Genomic DNA, 16589 nt, shown 5'->3' on the forward strand with positions numbered 1-16589 from the left:
TCCTCTCCTTTATCGGGACAGCGTCATGCGCTGTTTCGTAGGGCCAACCTAGTCGTTATCTTCGCTTGAGAAACGAATCACAAGCGGTTTAACAACTAATTTACACAACGTTCACGACTCTGTCAATAAATGAAAAAGGCTCAGAACAACGCCGTAACCACCCGTTTGCTAACTGGTTCGCCATCTAACTCCCGTTTATCTTTATCTATCCTCTTTTAAAATAATGGACAAAAAAAGAGAGCCCGAGGGCTCTCTTGATTTCACCTGCTAGCATAGCCAGATGTATTATGCATTAAGACGTTGGCTTCGTTCCGCCATCATCCGGGTTATTGTTATTACCCTTTTCCAGATTCGGAGCTTCGTTTGGAATATCTCCGGCTGGTGGCTCAGACGTTCCATCTTTACCTTGAATACGGACACGCACATCACCGATGTTGTCGATGATTGGCTCTCCGCCTTCAGTTGGCGTACCTTCACCATCATTGTCATTCTCTGCTTTTGGAGTCAAAGAACCTGTTTCGATCAATTGTTTGATCTGATCCATTTCCAAAGTCTCAACTTCAAGCAAAGTTTGAGCGATCAAGTGCATCTCTTTTGAATGTTTAACAAGCAAGTCCTTACACTTCTCATAACAGTCATTGATAAAGCGTTGCATTTCCTGATCAATCTCATAAGCAATGGAATCCGAGTAATTCTGTTCATGACCGATATCCCGACCAAGGAATACCTGTCCTTGTGAACTTCCGAATTGCATAGGTCCCAATTTCTCACTCATACCGTATTCCATAACCATGCTGCGAACAATACCTGTCGCTTGCTGGAAGTCACTGTATGCACCAGTACCAATTTCTCCGATGAACAATTCTTCAGCTACACGACCCCCGAGAAGTCCGGTTACTTTATCCAGCAATTCCTGCTTGGTAACCAGCATACGGTCTTCTTTTGGCAACATGATTACATATCCACCCGCACGTCCGCGCGGAATAATGGTCACTTTATGTACCATATCAGCATGTTCAAGGAAGTATCCTACAATGGTATGACCTGCTTCGTGATAAGCAACGATTCGTTTCTCGCGATCACTGATGACACGGCTTTTCTTCTCCGTACCAACGATGACACGGTCAATCGCTTCGTCAACTTCCTTCATGGAAATATCTTTACGGTTACGACGCGCTGCAAGCAATGCCGCTTCGTTCAAGAGATTCTCCAAATCCGCACCAGAGAAACCTGTTGTACGCTTCGCGATAATATCCATCTTCACATCTTTAGTCAGTGGTTTATTACGGGAATGTACTTTCAGGACAGCTTCACGACCTTTTACATCAGGGCGGTCAACCGTAATTTGACGGTCAAAACGTCCTGGACGCAGCAAGGCAGGGTCCAAAATATCTGCACGGTTCGTTGCGGCTATGATGATAATGCCTTCGTTAACTCCGAATCCGTCCATCTCAACGAGCAACTGGTTGAGTGTCTGTTCACGTTCATCGTGACCACCACCGAGACCAGCACCACGCTGACGTCCTACAGCATCAATCTCATCGATAAAGATGATACATGGGGCATTTTTCTTCGCATTTTCAAACAAATCACGTACACGTGATGCACCGACACCGACAAACATTTCCACGAAGTCGGAACCTGAAATAGTGAAGAATGGTACACCCGCTTCACCGGCTACGGCACGAGCGAGCAATGTTTTACCGGTACCTGGAGGCCCTACGAGCAATACGCCCTTAGGAATCCGTGCACCTACTGCTGCGAATTTACGAGGGTCCTTGAGGAAGTCTACGACCTCAACAAGTTCCTGTTTCTCTTCGTCAGCACCCGCAACATCTTCAAATGTAACCCGCTTCTTCTCTTCGTTGTAGAGACGAGCACGGCTTTTACCAAAGTTCATTACTTTACCGCCGCCGCCTTGAGCCTGATTAAACAGGAAGAAGAACAGCAGGAACATAATGATCAAAGGAATAAAGGAAGTCAGCAACGTCAACCAGATGCTGTCACCTTTCATTGGCTCCTGATGATATTGGAAATTGTTAGTTTCACTTGCAGCTACAAGTTCACTAATTGCCTCATCCGTAGGAGGAATATACGTTGAGAAATTTTCTGATTTGGCGCCATCAGGTGCCTTCTTGTATTGACCGGTCACGAGATACGTTTGACCGTTGAATTGAACCGTCAATTCAGAGACATTGTTGGCTTTGATCGCTGCACGCAACTGATCATATCTAGGATTATCGGTGGCTTCGCCGCCATTGCTGACGAACTGGACTATCCCCACCACAACTAAAAAAAGAATCAAATAAAAACCAGAATTCCGGATGAACCGATTCATCCCCTACCTCCTCTCGAGACACTTTAATTATTTTAACATAGCCCGACATGGCTTCTCAACAGAAGCCAAGAACAGCTCAAGGCTTGGGTCGGGCAGGATATTAGCTACTATAGACTTCCGGCTTCAAAATCCCGATATAGGGCAGGTTCCGGTACTTCTCCGCAAAATCCAAACCGTAACCAACGATGAACGCGTCAGGAATGTCAAAGCCTGTGTAATGAGCTTCCAACTCCACTTTACGGCCTGAAGGCTTGTCGAACAGCGTAACCACACGCACCGATTCGGCACCACGGTTTTGCAGCAGTTCAATCAGATAACTGAGTGTAAGTCCACTGTCGATAATATCTTCGACAATCAGAACTTCCCGTCCTTCAACGGAGACATCCAGATCCTTAATGATTTTGACAACACCTGATGACTTGGTGGAAGCGCCATAACTGGATACCGCCATAAAATCCATTTCAACAGGTACCGTTATGTTTTTAACCAAATCAGCCATAAATATAAACGCACCCTTGAGCACACAAATGACCAAAGGATTGCGGTTTGCATATTCGGCACTTAGTGTTGCGCCTAATTCCTTGACTTTACTCTGAATTTCTTCTTCACTGATCAATACTTCCTGAATGTCGTTCTGCAACTGTGCGAACCTCCTAAGTTATACTATGAAAGCCTTACCTGAACCATAACCACTACCCCTGAATCGCTGAATCGCCTACAGTCATGTACAGGATTGCGGAAGTGCCCTCCCTGACAGGAGCCACATTGGACCGTCGAACACCCGGTAACCAGATGATATGACCTGCTCCATCACATACCACAGGAATACGTGGACGGACAGATGGGGGGATTTTCTCATCGATGAAAATATTTTTCACCTTTTTGCTTCCGTTTAATCCCATCACTTTCATGGTATCTCCAGGTAACCGTGAACGCACAACCAGCGGCATAAGCAGTAGATCCGCATCAAACGCGGCTTGATCCGCCGATTCCGGTACATGATAGTCCTCGGGACTCACCGTCATCAACCGAATATACCGGTTAATTGGGGTGAGTGAAAGCTCATAAGTTCCACTCCATTGCGCAAGACGATACTCGTAAGATTGATCCTGTACGTCCGTCCGTATGCCAAAAGAAATCAGATTATACTCCCGAGTGCAGGCGAGTGTCTGTCCTATATCCAGGCTCCAGGTCGTCACATGGGTCTCCATGACCTTGTGTCGAATGGTTTCTATACGGGTAAAGTCGACAAAATCACTGTCCAAAGGCAGATAATTCAATATTAGTTTAATCAACCTTCGTTGTAAAGCGACATGTAACTTCAAGAAGGAAGGCACCTCAAAGGTTTGCCTTCCGCCGTTCACCTGCACTAGACACCTGTATGTGTCATATGCACTCTGCTCCATGAAATCGTCTTCATCACCCACAATTTCGGCAAGCCGATTCAATGACGGCGTGAGTTGTCCATTATACTGCCCCAAAAAAGGAAGCACATCCAAGCGAATGGCATTACGCCGATATTTACGCAGGGCGTTGCTCTCATCATTGAAATACATAAAACCCTGGGTATTACAAGCTTCTACAAGGTCTGTCTTGTTTATACGAAGGCATGGACGAATAAGTTCCACATTTTTTTCTCGTCTTTTAAACTTCATTCCTGAGAGTCCCGACAAGCCGGTTCCACGAAGCAAATGAAGCATGACCGTCTCCGCCTGATCATCCGCATGATGTGCCAAAGCGATGCTTGCCGCATTATATTTGGTAGCTACTTCATGAAGAAAGGCATATCGCTTGTTGCGTGCCGCTTCCTGTGGCCCTTGACCCGTCAGCTCCATATATGAAGGTACATCGGCCTTGGTCCATTCAAATGTAATACCAAGCTGCTGTGCCAGTTCCATCATTTTCTCCGCTTCTTCATCAGATTCGGTCCGGAAACCATGATGCACGTGAGCACAGATCAATTCAAGTGGCACATGCTGCTTGCTGATCTCATGCATGATATGCAAAAAAGCCACCGAGTCCGGCCCGCCCGATACTGCGACGACAATCCGATCCCCGGGAACCCATAACTGATGCTCTTCCGCTGCATCCAGCACGTTATTCACCAGCATGTTCCAGCGTAAAGCCTTCATACCTGTTCCTCATTCCTTGCGTTATGTATATGCACCCTCACAGATCAGAAACGTAGTGCATAGATGAGCACCCCAATAAGTAGTATCACAGATACAGCAAATGCGTTCTTGAGCCAGCGCGGCGTTGTACTTTTGGAACGACGGCGAAGAGGCGTGGGGCGTGCCATCATTTCCTTCCATCCTTGTGCCGCATGGCCTGCATCACGAAACTGACCTCGTAAGGCCTGGATTGTCCAATTCCGAAAAGGACCCAGTCGTTCACTGCGCTCCACCAGCGCTACGAGCTGATTCACACTTCGCAGTTGCGGTAACCCTTCTGCTGCTAATGCCTTGAGTGCATCCGCTTCTAGTACATGAATCAACAATAATGCAAAAGCAAATACATCATAGGTACCATCTGCTGTTCGGCTGCCTGCATTCCAGAACCCCCGATCATACCATTCGGTGAACTGCTTGACGCTTCGACCAATGGACGTAACTCCGCCGTAGTCGATCAATTCCACATGCCCATAATCAGATACCAGCACATTCTGAGGCTTGAGATCACCGAACACCCATCCCGCCTGATGCAACTGTGCCAGCTTCTGCAAGAGTCTAAGTCCTACCAAAAGTGTCCAGTCTGTCCCCTGACGCCGAATGAAGTGATGAAGAGCCTCACCTCGAACGTAACGCATCACATAAAAGGGAATATCCCGGCCACGAACGGCATAATCATCCACATCTTTAAGATAGGAAGGAATGCCGCTCTGCCGAAGGGCCTCATGATTACGCTGTAGTTGAAAAGATTTGAGCACATTGACTTCCGACTGCAGATCTACCGGATCAAATCCCATTTTAAGCGCGTAGTGTTTGCCATTTTCACCCCGTTGGACAAGAAAAACGATGCCATTGGCTCCTTTGCCCAGTAGCTTCCGAATCGTGTAACGACTGCGATTCCATTTCCCTGTAACCACTGTTCCTGGCGGGAAAGAGGCGTCAGACAACGTTGTCACCGAGCATCCCTTCTCTTTCAATGCGATAGTTCCCTTCTATTTCCTGCTGTTTCTCCAGTGTACCATAACGGTAAAAATCAATCACCTTCTGAATTGCAGGACCTGTCGGCGTTGCACCCTTCATCTGCAACCTTCCAAACAAGGACCGAACACGGCCTGGATCCGTTGTCCAGTCAATATCCATTACCGCATCTTCTCCACTGTGTCGCCCCGGAAAATGAAATACGGAAAGCTTGCTCTGACCTATACGCGCCTGCAAACTTAACATTAAATCACGAATGCCTTCTTCTACCGCAGCCAGTTTGGGCTTCATGCTGGCACTTACGTCGATTAACAATATAACCTGTAAGGCTGTAGTTTCAGCCATATCATCCATCACTTCCACTACCCGGGCGCGTTGTGAAGGCTCCAGATCCGTTACCGTTTTGGGCTCCTTCTCTCCCAAAATTTGTGTTAACTCTCTATTAACCGCCTGCTGAATAGTCTGAACCACCGTTTTCCTTGTCATCATCTGCATGGTATGGGCAAGCTGACGTGTACCTACAATTTGGCTGATTCCACCTCCGGCTCTGGCAATGTCCTCAATCTCCCGGCTACCCAGCTCACCAATGGTTCCATAATCAATCACGCCAACCACATTAACCGTAATCCCTTCTTCCTGCGCTTCGGCCGCTGCCAGCACCGGACTTGGTCCTACATTGGAACAACCGTCGGTGATCAACAAGATTTGCTTCATCCGATATCCCTCCGTTATTCGTTACTCTCCAACTCTATGACTAGCATTGCCAGAATGAAGAGACTTCAAACAGAAGAATATGCAATTAACTGACGGTCCGTGGACGCTCCATCCGGTTGATGCCAGGCACACGCAGTGTGGCCCATTCAGGGCGGAAATGCTCTACTTTTCCAACAACGACAGTCATATCATCCAAAATTTCATGCTGCTGATATCTTATGACACTCTCAAGCAGGCAATCGGCCAACTCTTGTGGATCATCTGTATCAATCTCTTGAATGAGCCGTTTCATCCATAATTCTTTGTTCACCGCATACCCCGGTGCATCATAGATGCCATCCGTCATCATAATGAGTATATCACCAGGTTGAAGCTGTACCGTTACCAGATCCACTTCAATATCCTTAATAATACCGATCGGCAAATTACTGGCTGAAACTTGTATAACCTCCTGTCCTCGTTTGATAAAGCTTGGTGTTGAGCCAATTTTCATAAATGTTGTCTCTGCCGTATATTCATCGATCAATGCCATATCCACTGTCGCATACATCTCTTCAGGTGAGCGCAACATCAGGACGGAGTTCACGGATTTGATCGCTAGTTTCTCATCCATGCCGGACTGTAGTAACTGTTCCAGTATATTTAGGGCTGCGCTACTCTCCATGCGTGCCCGTTCTCCATTGCCCATTCCATCACTAAGCGCCACCGCGAACGTGCCATTGCCTAACTCAACCGTGCTGAAGCTGTCACCTGACATCACATCTCCCCCTTTGGCAGCAGCAGCAACACCTGTGGTAACCTCGAAGGTTTTGGCTGAACCAAACGTGACAGTCGCCAGTCCCTGACGAGGGTCGGTCATGGTCTCATGCAAGACGGCAATATGCTCGTCCAATACATCCGAGATCAGCGGAGCTATCATTTTCCGGCACTCATCGAATCCCCGTGTATACGCATGTACAATCTCAATTTCCACATTACCCGCTTCCAGATTGATAATCTCAATGGAATGAATGGACAGGCCCAGTGACTCTAACGCGTCCCTGATCTGCTCCTCTTGCTGCACCATCTCCTCACTTTCCCGTTGAATTTCTTTTGCCAGGTCCTCCATAACCTGAGATACGCCAGACAATTGCTCCGCAACGAGCTGTCGGCTATCGATAATCTGACGCTTCCATTGCATGTTATGTTGATGCAACCCATACTGGGCACGCATGACTTCAAGGACCTCTTCCGGTTTCGCACACACCCTGTTCCATTCTACTGGAATCTGCTTGCCTGATATCTCCGGGTTCCCCTCAATCGTACTCATCACGTCCGTCATATATTTATAGGTTTGAATAAACTTTGCATCCCAGCATTGCGTACGCTTGAAGCAGCTTGCACATGTGCCCTCGGCAACCGCATTCATGAAATGGTCCATTCCACCTTCTTTCTGTACCGGCTCCCCCGCACCGGACATCTGATCGAAGCTGCGTGACAATTGACGGAATACCTGTGAGAACCGGGTTACCCGTTCGGCCGTGATATCCCGTATCCGTTTGGCATACTCATGCTGGGATTTCGTATGATCCTGCGTACCTGGCACATACTTGGATATCGCCGTCATCAGGCTTTTAGGTGTCAACATAAACAGAACGATAGCTGCACACGTCTCCCATAATGAGTTCATAACATCGCCTGGTCCCCCCAGATATATGGATAGAATGGACGAACCCAGCAGCATGCCCAGTGCAACCCCCGCACGTTTGCCCTCTCGAAGCATACCCGCCAGCATTCCGGCAAAAGCAAGCAGGCTCATCTGATACACCGCTGACATGTCAGCCAGACTCAGAATCAAGCCGGTAATGACCCCAACTGAGGCTCCGAGGGGGGCTCCGCCCACCAGAGCAAAGATTAATATGAGATAACGGGAGAGCATATGCTCGACGGATAAGGACTGAATGGTCCACCCTACAGCTCCCGTCATAACGGAAGCGAGCAATATGATCAGACAAAGGATCTCCTCGTTCTTTAGGCTGAACTTTTTTTTGCGATAGGTGAAGATCGGTATGGCTTGTATAAAAACAAGGGTGAGCACAAAGCTTAGTACGGAATCCATCGTGAGCATCAGCATCGCGTACCAGCTGAAGGATGGCCCGATCACAACCGCGAATAATTTGACCATAAATGTAGTCGTAAATACCATCGTTGGTGCATAAGATAATTCAGCACGATCATATGACTCCAGTCCACGGAAGAACAAATAAAAGATGGCGATCTCCGATGCAACAATGAGTGGTACTGGAAACGGTGCAAAGAGACTACCTGCGAGTAGAGCGGCGCCTACCGGAATGATGTAATCCCTACGCATGAAAGCAATTACGGCGAAATAAGCAATGGCAAAGGGAGATAACTCATTCAGGATCATCGCCTTTCCGAGCAGAAATCCCATGAATGTGAGCAGCAGTACCCATTTGCGGGAAGCAACCATCTGGACAGCCTTGCGGGAGCCAAGCCAATGTTTCAGACGTACCGACAGCTCCTCCCGAGCTTCCGTACCTCCTTTACCTGCTTTCATTCCCGGAAATTGAATGACATTCCACTTTTCCATCATCCTCAAGGCACCCCATTCGATTAATTTGAATTTTCGTGTTTCGTTCTCGATGGTTCTGATTATAGATAGATTAGAAGACGTAGTTTGTCAGAATAGGTGGGCAGGGTCCAAAAAGTTTACGACAAAAGAAACGAGCCTGGCGCGGTGGAGCGAAACCCCCGGCCTTATTGTGGTTTCATTCATTCTCCTACTTGATTCCGACAGTCGGAATGTCTGATTTTGAACCGGCGATGGTTTGGTCTCGCCATCATTTGAGCAGGATAGCTGTGGAATGCCACGGAAACCTGTCGGTAAAAAATGGTAAACGACAAATGTTCTTATGGTTCCATTTTGCCGTGCAGAAAAACTGGGGATATGGAGCTTCACCTTACAAAAAAAGCTATCCAACTCCTTATCTGTGATAGAAACGCAAAAAAACCGCTAGCCCATGGGCTAACGGTTTCACTTATATGTTTAGATCAGGTTGTGACAGATTACACACGCTTAGCCCCACGGCCTCCGCGTTTGCCTTCTGTGTTCTTCTTAAGCGAAGAGATCCGCTCTTCACTATCTTTCAGGAAGCGTGACATTTTATCCTCAAATGAAGGTTTGCCTGCTGCGGGCTTGAAAGAACGGCCTCCGCGGTCACCACGGTTAAATCCACCGCCGCCACCACCACCACGACCTTGGCCACCACTTGGGCCTCCGCCGCTGAATCGTTCGCGATCTCCTCCACTGCGTTCCGGTCTAGGAGCTCTCGGGGGTCTAGATTGGGTTTGTTGCTCAACCGGTTTGTCAACAGCTTGCTTAATGGAAAGTCCGATCTTGCCATCCTTGTCAACGTTGATAACCTTCACTGTAACGAGGTCATTCAGCTTCAGGTGGTCGTTGACATCTTTGACGTAATTGTCGGCGATTTCCGAGATGTGAACGAGACCCGTGACACCTCCTGACAGATCCACAAATGCTCCAAAATGCGTGATTCCTGTCACCTTGCCCTCTAACTTGGTGCCCACTTCAATTGCCATAGAATAAAATGATCCTCCCTTAAAAATATACAACCCGATTTTTTGAATGCCAAAATCAATGCTGCGCTAATGTAATTATACCTTATGCCGTAAACCAAGGTCAACTGAACACTACCCCATCAGAGAGCCTATTTTTTCCGGTTTAACGGCTTCAGACACACGGATAACAAACCTAGCTCGGTAATGGACCGAATTCCATCAGTTCCCTGACTCTTCAACCTGGATCGGCGTTTCCTCAGGAAGATAATATCCTTTTTTTCGTGCCAGCTGTCCTATGTATTCTGGGTCATTCAACCGGCTGACTTCGTACTTCAACTGCTCCAGCTTCTTCAACGTATCTACCTTTGAAGCTTGCTGAGTAGCCAGATGAGAACTCTTGTCCGAAATTTGTGCATTCTGCACAAGGAATGTATATCCTGCCCATATTACAAATACAATCATAAACGTCATCCAAAGCATGAGGCGCCTTCGTGCACCGGCAGATTTTCCTTGGTGAGTTGGAGCCTTAGATCTGCCCACAGGTGTTTTACCCATTATCGGACCTCCTTAAAACCAGCGTTTCCACATCGCTGCAATTCTTGTACCCACACGGATCATCCAATGCGGCGTCACCCAATGTCTCAGGAGCGGCCTAAACATCCAGCGGAATAACTTGCCGAAAGGTACCAAACATTGCAGCACCAGCTTGCCCAGGAATATTAGTATCGCAATTACAAAACCTAATAATACGCGAATCAACTTATAGATTCCTTTAGCCGGCATAACGATCAGGATGTTAAGGATATGTCCACACCAATGAATCAGCGTTCTTGCGAGTTTAATTAACATTACCACAAAACGCTGGGTTGTAACACTTAAAAGCCAAAAATAGAAGCAAACCCCTATAATCAGCCCCAAAAAGACATAAAACCGCAACTGTCCGTGGTTTCCGGCGTATAGCATCCGAAAAACGAACAGCGCGGAGGCAACCCAGTACAACAGATCTAGCGTGTGGATGCTCCATCTCGGAAACCGCAGCTGTCCGGACAGTACCCGGTAACTGTCATAGGCCATCCCCATCACGACCCCCGAAATAAGCATCCACATCAATGTGATCCATTGAGTATCCGGACTCATCGGAACATCTTGCCAAACAGGCCTTTACTGTTTTTGGACTGGGAACCGGGGTCCAGATATTGGAGCGAACTTACTGTACCTTCAATAGATAACAGACCTTCCTCCAGGCTTAAGTTTTTGATATGTAAATTGTGCCCCCGGATGGTCAGATGCCCAAGTTCAGTCTGCAGCAAAAATTCCTCACTGTCGAAGCTCTCCACATTGGAGACACCCGTCAGATCCAGCAGTTTCCGATTCTGCATGCTCAGATGATGCTGTTTGGCCTTACCGTGCTCAACCATGGCATGTACCCCTCCTTCATACACCTAGCTTATGGATGTGGATGTTGGAATAGAACCTGTGTTGCTGAACAAATACCCCGCTGTCTGGTGAAAACAAAAACGCCCTTCCCAGTTACAGGAGGACGTTTCGATTCAACTTGCATTGAATGAACATACAATCATATCAGGTGTACTGTTACCAGTTCATCCCGTTATCCTTGGCGATCGGCTCTTCCTTAACCAAGGTATAGAGGCTGCTCGCCTCATCCTTCTTGGTACTCTCGGCAATTCGTTCCACCTTCACGGTGACCAGTTTCTGACCGAACTGAACCGTCAGCTCATCGCCTACCTTAACAGCGGCGCTGGGCTTCGCTTCACGTCCGTTCACCAGAACACGTCCCTGTTCAGAGACGTCCTTGGCCACAGTACGGCGTTTAATTAACCGGGAGACCTTCAGGAATTTATCAAGACGCATTATTTTACGGCTTCTTTAAGTTTGTTACCTGCTTTGAATGCAGGAACAGTGGACTCAGGAATCACGATTTCATTCCCTGTTTGTGGGTTACGTCCGGTACGACCGGAACGTTTGCGGGTCTCAAAAGTGCCAAAGCCGATCAATTGTACTTTGTCTCCGCTGGCAAGCGCATCTGTAATTTCTCCCAAAAAGCCGTTCAATACGGACTCAACGTCTTTTTTAGTCAAACCACTTTTGGTTGAAATGTTGTTAATCAGATCTGTTTTGTTCATTTTTAAAAGCCTCCCAAATTGAAAAAAAAGTATCTGCGAGCCTGAGCAATAGGTTATTGCCGCTGGTTTCGCGTTAGGTTACTACACATGTATTCTGGCTTGGTATCTGAAATCCTGCCTTGGTCCGCGACTTTTTTTAGCTTTTTGTCGATGGTCCGCAGGCAACAGTCTAAGACCAATACCCGAAACCATCTGTCGCTAAACACCAACCCCAGTTTACACAGATGAACACATGTTCGTATTATCATAACACACTGCATAGCATGAATGGAATAAGGTTATCCGGCTTTTCCCAGAAAATTGAACCTGTTATAATCCTGCCTTTTTCGCATCCTGCCAGAATTGCTCCATCTCTTCTACATTACTATCTGCTGGCGTTTTCCCCTGTTCACGCAGACGCTCCTCGATGTACTGGAACCGTCCAACGAACTTGCGGTTTGTCGCAGCGAGTGCCTCTTCCGGGTCTGTATCGATGAATCTTGCGACGTTTGCTGCAGCGAATAATAAATCACCCAGTTCGAGCTTCCGTTCTTCCGCAGACTGGCCTTGTTGCACCGCTTCTTTCAACTCCGCCAATTCTTCCTCGATCTTGGCAAACACACCTTCAACATCATCCCAGTCAAAGCCCACTTTGGCTGCTTTCTTCTGTAGCTTGTATCCCTTCATCAATGCAGGCAAATCACGCGGTATGCCGTCCAGCACGGAAACCTTCTCCTGATCCTGGCCCTTGCGCTTCTTCTCCTCTGCCTTCATCTGTTCCCAGTTCTGAAGAGCTTCATTCGCATCTTCGGCCTGATGATCACCAAAAACGTGTGGATGACGGAAAATCAGCTTATCGTTCAAGCCTTCGATGACATCATACACATTGAATGTGCCAACCTCTTCTTCCATCTGGGAATGCAATAAAATCTGCAGCAGCAGATCACCCAGCTCTTCTTTCATATGGTCGGGGTCATCCTCATCGATTGTCTCAATGACTTCATAGGTCTCTTCAATCAGGTTTTTGCGAATGGACTGATGTGTCTGTTCCTGATCCCATGGACAGCCACCCGGACTGCGAAGGATATTGACGATCTCATGCAAACGCGCAAAGGAACGGCGACGCAGGGCATCATCGGTGTTCTTCGGTACATAGATCAGTGACAGATTGCCGTACCCTTCGATCCGGTCCAGTTCGTGCAATGGTATCTTGTGAATGACCTCCTGGCCCTGTACGCCCAACGCGTGACCAACAAATACCGGATAATCATCCGGGTAAACCTCCATCAGGCATAGCTTCACATCCGAAGCAGTGAACACATCGTAGACTTGTCCAATCAATGTATGTAGCTGTGGTTGTACCAATTCCGTGTTCAGGCTGCTGGCATCCAGGAGTTGAAACCCTTCGATTGGATCGAATCCAAGTCGTATAAAAGCTTCATCCAGGAAGCTCTCCCCGCCCATGACACGCAATGAGATACCCATCTGCGGACAACGTTCTTTGAGTAGGCGTACACTTGCTTCTGCTACCATCGGATGACCGGGTACGGCGTACACAATCTCGGTTCCAGCCTCACCCTTGCGAGCGGCTTCTATCAGTTGGTTCGCGATCTCATCATATACTTCGGGGAAGGAGGACTTCGCCTCATAGATAGCATCAAATGATGTCATCTCCAGCCCCTCTTGTTGCAGATCATTCAATACGGGATGATCCAGGGTACGTACATACAGCGTAGCTGCATGTTTCATTTTTTTGATAATACCTACGGTCAGTTGGTCTGCATCTCCAGATCCAAGACCCACTACGGTTAAAGCTGAACTCATTACGTAAACCTCCATCCGGACTATGTCCAGGCTCACTGATTCATCGTGCCTGAACAGGACTAATTACACGTATTATACCAGAATCATTCGATATCCTATAATTGCATATTCTCGGTGCTGCATGCAGTAGCACCGTGAGCATGGAGCTAGCGCAGCACACGCAGTCTGCGAAGCAGCTTGGCCAGGCGAGGCCCCAACTTGGGCACAGCCGCCAGCTCCGCGGCGGTCAGTAGCCCTGTCCGGGCCGCCGCCAGCAAAAACACGGCCGAGCCTGCGGCAATGCCCAGCAGGCTCACGCCCATCGCGGCCAGCCTGCGGTCGGCCGCGATACCCATGCCGCCGAGTACCGCTTCGGCGGCCCAGGCCGTGCCTAATGCCGCCAGACTCATGGCGGCGATCACCAGCGCCGGCTTCGCCAGGACGGCGCCAGGGGCTGGGCGCAGGGCGACAAGTCGCGCCAGCAGCGCCACATTCAGGCCAGCCGCCAGCATGTAGGCGACTGCGCCTGCCAGGGCCGCGCCGCTAATGCCCAGCGTCGGCACAAGCATAACGTTCAGCAGCGCCTTAACGCCTGCGGCGGCCAGCATGCTGAACGCGGGTGCACGCACGGCGCCGAGGCCTTGCAGCAGCGCCGCTGCAATAATGCTGACGGTGCTGCCCGCAGCCGTCAGCGCCATGTACCGCAGTGCTTCGGTGCCTGCGGCATCTCCGTAGAGCATGCGGTTAATCGGCTCCGCCAGCACCGCGAGACCTGCGGATGCCGCCAGGCCGATCAACCAGAACCAGCGCAACGCGAGGCCTGCTTGCTGCCGTACGGCTTCTGGCCCGCCCTTCAACCGGGCTTCCGCCATCGCCGGAATAAACAACACAGATAGTGACGTGGCAAGCATCGTCACCAGTTGAACCAACGGCAATCCACGGTTGTAGATGCCGAAGGAAACCATCGACTGAATCTCATCCAGTCCTTCTCCTCGCAGCAGCCGCGGCACGGTGAAGGTATCCACCAGATTCATCAGCGGCACAGCCAATGAACCGAGACAGACCGGAATGGCATACATGAGCAACGTCCGGATCCATTCCCCGTTGGATCGTGACCGTTCTCCCAGAGCGGGATTAATAGTACTCACCGTTTTCTTCTGCGACGTAACCGGCTTATGCTCCTGACGTTCATGCCTGTCTGCTTCAACCTCTTGGCCCTTCCCGCTCCATTCTGAATTCAATTGCCCGGTGACCACTTCCCTGTCTTTCCGCCGATGTCGGACCAAATACCCTAACATCGTTAGCAGTCCAATCATTCCGCCGGCAACAGAGCCCAACATGGCGCCAGCAGCGATGGTTTCGAGCGAAGCATCCCGCCTCATCAACCACAAAAGCAGAACAATCATGACTGTGACACGTATCGTCTGCTCCACCACTTGCGATACGGCTGTCGGTACCATCTGTTGCAAACCCTGAAAATATCCACGTAACCCTGTCATCACCGGGACGAACAACAAAGCCCATGATGCTGCACGAATCGATGGCACCACATGTCGATTGCCAATCAAATCAGCGATCAGTGGCGCACCTGCATACATCAAGAGCGCCATTATAATTCCAATTCCCCCGAGCAGCAGGGAAGATAGTCGAATAATCCTTCTGCTCTCGTCTGGTCTTCCGAGTGCGATCTGTTCTGCTACGAATTTGGATACGGCCAGGGGCAGTCCTGCAGCAGCAAGCGTGATAATGAGCATATATAACGGATATACCGTATTGTAGATGCCAAATACACCGTCTCCCCCCAGATTCTGCAGCGGAATCTTCTGAAAAGCACCAATAATTTTAGAGATAATGGCCGCAAGCCCAAGTACAAATGCACCCTGTAGCAGCCTTGAGCCTGTAGACGGCTGTTTCATAAGTCCCTCCTGCGTAATCCTTTTAAGCATACCTTGCTATTATACCCGCCTGAAGGCACACAGACTAACCCTTCCCCATCACAATCATCCGGATCTACTTCTTTGACCCTTTAAAATGCAAAAACTCCCGTATGCCCAAAACAGGGCATCAGGAGTTCATCTGCGTTCTATTGTTCCATTTGCTTGCCAAGGAAGCCAGCAGCCGTCTCGGACATCTTCACTTCCATCTGAGACATCTTAACTGATTCATCCTTATTGAAAAGGATAACTGTTCCGATGGGGTCACCACCCGAGATAATTGGCGCAATAACAAAAGAGGATAACGTCTCGTCATGATCTTTGCTAAGCTCATAAGTACCATTGTTTGTTTCCAAAATGGTCTTTCTGTTTTCCATACAACCTTCCAACAGTTGACCCACCTGCTTGTCCAAATATTCTTTCTTGGAGCCGCCTGCCACCGTGATAATGGTATCCCGGTCAGAGATCATCGTTACATGGCCTGTACTCTCATACAGGGATTCTGCATATTCTTTGGCAAAATCGCCAAGCTCGCCAATCGGCGAATATTTTTTAAGGATAACTTCTCCATCACGGTCCACGAAAATTTCCAGTGGATCACCTTCACGAATACGTAACGTACGGCGGATTTCTTTTGGAATGACCACACGACCAAGGTCATCTATACGGCGGACAATACCAGTAGCTTTCATTTCACATGTTGCCCCACTTTCTCGAGAAGATTTTTCAACTACTGTTCCTTAATGGGTAGAGGAAAGTCCCAGAACGTTTAGTGTGATATCTTGACCATAGTATTCATCTGTTCCCATTTCCTTATACATGCTTCGGAGAATATAGTTGTGTAACTTTCGAAGAAGGCGACCATGTACCCATACGGCTTGAATATATAAAAGAAGAAGCAAGAAGGAGGTCCTAAGTCCTCCCCTTGCTTCTCTGTATAGTTGTCCATATT

General features: G+C 48.6%; 15 protein-coding genes. All 15 read right to left on the bottom strand.

Going from position 1 to position 16589, the window contains the following annotated elements; genetic code table 11:
• Positions 1 to 292: 292 nt before the first annotated feature.
• The 15 genes from ftsH to spoVT all read right to left on the bottom strand — a co-directional run bounded on the left by ftsH (position 293) and on the right by spoVT (position 16329).
• Positions 293 to 2338 (bottom strand): ATP-dependent zinc metalloprotease FtsH, encoded by a 2046-nt coding sequence (gene ftsH, locus WFI24_RS31955; protein WP_336765845.1) that lies wholly within the window; start codon positions 2336 to 2338, stop codon positions 293 to 295.
• Between the two features lie 100 nt (positions 2339 to 2438).
• The gene (hpt, locus tag WFI24_RS31960; protein ID WP_145326534.1) at positions 2439 to 2978 is read right to left on the bottom strand and encodes a hypoxanthine phosphoribosyltransferase; all 540 of its coding nucleotides are present in this window, start codon (positions 2976 to 2978) and stop codon (positions 2439 to 2441) included.
• A gap of 52 nt (positions 2979 to 3030) precedes the next feature.
• Complete coding sequence (gene tilS, locus WFI24_RS31965; protein WP_336765846.1) at positions 3031 to 4470, bottom strand: tRNA lysidine(34) synthetase TilS; 1440 nt, start codon at positions 4468 to 4470, stop codon at positions 3031 to 3033.
• 44 nt (positions 4471 to 4514) lie between these two features.
• The gene (locus WFI24_RS31970) at positions 4515 to 5462 is read right to left on the bottom strand and encodes a serine/threonine protein kinase (RefSeq protein WP_145326532.1); all 948 of its coding nucleotides are present in this window, start codon (positions 5460 to 5462) and stop codon (positions 4515 to 4517) included.
• On the bottom strand, positions 5446 to 6198 hold the full coding sequence (locus WFI24_RS31975) for a VWA domain-containing protein (protein WP_076216755.1): 753 nt from the start codon (positions 6196 to 6198) through the stop codon (positions 5446 to 5448). The genes WFI24_RS31970 and WFI24_RS31975 overlap by 17 nt, the downstream gene beginning before the upstream one ends.
• A gap of 85 nt (positions 6199 to 6283) precedes the next feature.
• The gene (gene spoIIE, locus WFI24_RS31980) at positions 6284 to 8791 is read right to left on the bottom strand and encodes a stage II sporulation protein E (protein ID WP_336765848.1); all 2508 of its coding nucleotides are present in this window, start codon (positions 8789 to 8791) and stop codon (positions 6284 to 6286) included.
• A gap of 473 nt (positions 8792 to 9264) precedes the next feature.
• Positions 9265 to 9798 carry a S1 domain-containing RNA-binding protein gene (locus WFI24_RS31985; RefSeq protein ID WP_237178574.1) on the bottom strand — a complete coding sequence of 178 codons (534 nt, stop codon included), beginning with the start codon at positions 9796 to 9798 and terminating at the stop codon, positions 9265 to 9267.
• 198 nt (positions 9799 to 9996) lie between these two features.
• Entirely contained in the window at positions 9997 to 10332 is a 336-nt protein-coding gene (locus tag WFI24_RS31990) for an FtsB family cell division protein (RefSeq protein WP_336765849.1), read from the bottom strand.
• 12 nt (positions 10333 to 10344) lie between these two features.
• Complete coding sequence (gene yabQ / locus WFI24_RS31995; protein WP_145326530.1) at positions 10345 to 10914, bottom strand: spore cortex biosynthesis protein YabQ; 570 nt, start codon at positions 10912 to 10914, stop codon at positions 10345 to 10347.
• Positions 10911 to 11195 carry a sporulation protein YabP gene (yabP, locus tag WFI24_RS32000; RefSeq protein ID WP_056697424.1) on the bottom strand — a complete coding sequence of 95 codons (285 nt, stop codon included), beginning with the start codon at positions 11193 to 11195 and terminating at the stop codon, positions 10911 to 10913. Before yabP ends, yabQ begins: the two co-directional genes overlap by 4 nt.
• Before the next feature lie 175 nt (positions 11196 to 11370).
• The gene (locus WFI24_RS32005) at positions 11371 to 11649 is read right to left on the bottom strand and encodes an RNA-binding S4 domain-containing protein (protein WP_036606120.1); all 279 of its coding nucleotides are present in this window, start codon (positions 11647 to 11649) and stop codon (positions 11371 to 11373) included.
• Complete coding sequence (locus WFI24_RS32010) at positions 11649 to 11921, bottom strand: HU family DNA-binding protein (protein WP_017691362.1); 273 nt, start codon at positions 11919 to 11921, stop codon at positions 11649 to 11651. The genes WFI24_RS32005 and WFI24_RS32010 overlap by 1 nt, the downstream gene beginning before the upstream one ends.
• A gap of 309 nt (positions 11922 to 12230) precedes the next feature.
• Entirely contained in the window at positions 12231 to 13724 is a 1494-nt protein-coding gene (gene mazG, locus WFI24_RS32015; RefSeq protein ID WP_336765859.1) for a nucleoside triphosphate pyrophosphohydrolase, read from the bottom strand.
• Between the two features lie 146 nt (positions 13725 to 13870).
• Positions 13871 to 15619, bottom strand: coding sequence for a putative polysaccharide biosynthesis protein (locus WFI24_RS32020; RefSeq protein ID WP_336765860.1), 1749 nt, complete (start codon positions 15617 to 15619; stop codon positions 13871 to 13873).
• 167 nt (positions 15620 to 15786) lie between these two features.
• Positions 15787 to 16329 (bottom strand): stage V sporulation protein T, encoded by a 543-nt coding sequence (gene spoVT, locus WFI24_RS32025; protein ID WP_336765862.1) that lies wholly within the window; start codon positions 16327 to 16329, stop codon positions 15787 to 15789.
• Positions 16330 to 16589: the final 260 nt, after the last annotated feature.

Origin of the sequence: Paenibacillus sp. USHLN196 (assembly GCF_037144955.1) — a bacterium.
GTDB classification, from domain to species: Bacteria; Bacillota; Bacilli; order Paenibacillales; family Paenibacillaceae; genus Paenibacillus; species Paenibacillus xylanexedens_C.

What these genes read in the sequence shown, in the direction of transcription:
- yabQ (WP_145326530.1), bottom strand. Translation starts at nt 10,914, where the DNA reads ATGAGTCCGGATACTCAATGGATCACATTGATGTGGATGCTTATTTCG.
- WFI24_RS32020 (WP_336765860.1), bottom strand. Translation starts at nt 15,619, where the DNA reads ATGAAACAGCCGTCTACAGGCTCAAGGCTGCTACAGGGTGCATTTGTA.
- tilS (WP_336765846.1), bottom strand. Translation starts at nt 4,470, where the DNA reads ATGAAGGCTTTACGCTGGAACATGCTGGTGAATAACGTGCTGGATGCA.
- spoIIE (WP_336765848.1), bottom strand. Translation starts at nt 8,791, where the DNA reads ATGATGGAAAAGTGGAATGTCATTCAATTTCCGGGAATGAAAGCAGGT.
- mazG (WP_336765859.1), bottom strand. Translation starts at nt 13,724, where the DNA reads ATGAGTTCAGCTTTAACCGTAGTGGGTCTTGGATCTGGAGATGCAGAC.
- WFI24_RS31990 (WP_336765849.1), bottom strand. Translation starts at nt 10,332, where the DNA reads ATGGGTAAAACACCTGTGGGCAGATCTAAGGCTCCAACTCACCAAGGA.
- WFI24_RS31975 (WP_076216755.1), bottom strand. Translation starts at nt 6,198, where the DNA reads ATGAAGCAAATCTTGTTGATCACCGACGGTTGTTCCAATGTAGGACCA.
- WFI24_RS32005 (WP_036606120.1), bottom strand. Translation starts at nt 11,649, where the DNA reads ATGCGTCTTGATAAATTCCTGAAGGTCTCCCGGTTAATTAAACGCCGT.
- spoVT (WP_336765862.1), bottom strand. Translation starts at nt 16,329, where the DNA reads ATGAAAGCTACTGGTATTGTCCGCCGTATAGATGACCTTGGTCGTGTG.
- WFI24_RS31985 (WP_237178574.1), bottom strand. Translation starts at nt 9,798, where the DNA reads ATGGCAATTGAAGTGGGCACCAAGTTAGAGGGCAAGGTGACAGGAATC.
- WFI24_RS32010 (WP_017691362.1), bottom strand. Translation starts at nt 11,921, where the DNA reads ATGAACAAAACAGATCTGATTAACAACATTTCAACCAAAAGTGGTTTG.
- yabP (WP_056697424.1), bottom strand. Translation starts at nt 11,195, where the DNA reads ATGGTTGAGCACGGTAAGGCCAAACAGCATCATCTGAGCATGCAGAAT.
- ftsH (WP_336765845.1), bottom strand. Translation starts at nt 2,338, where the DNA reads ATGAATCGGTTCATCCGGAATTCTGGTTTTTATTTGATTCTTTTTTTA.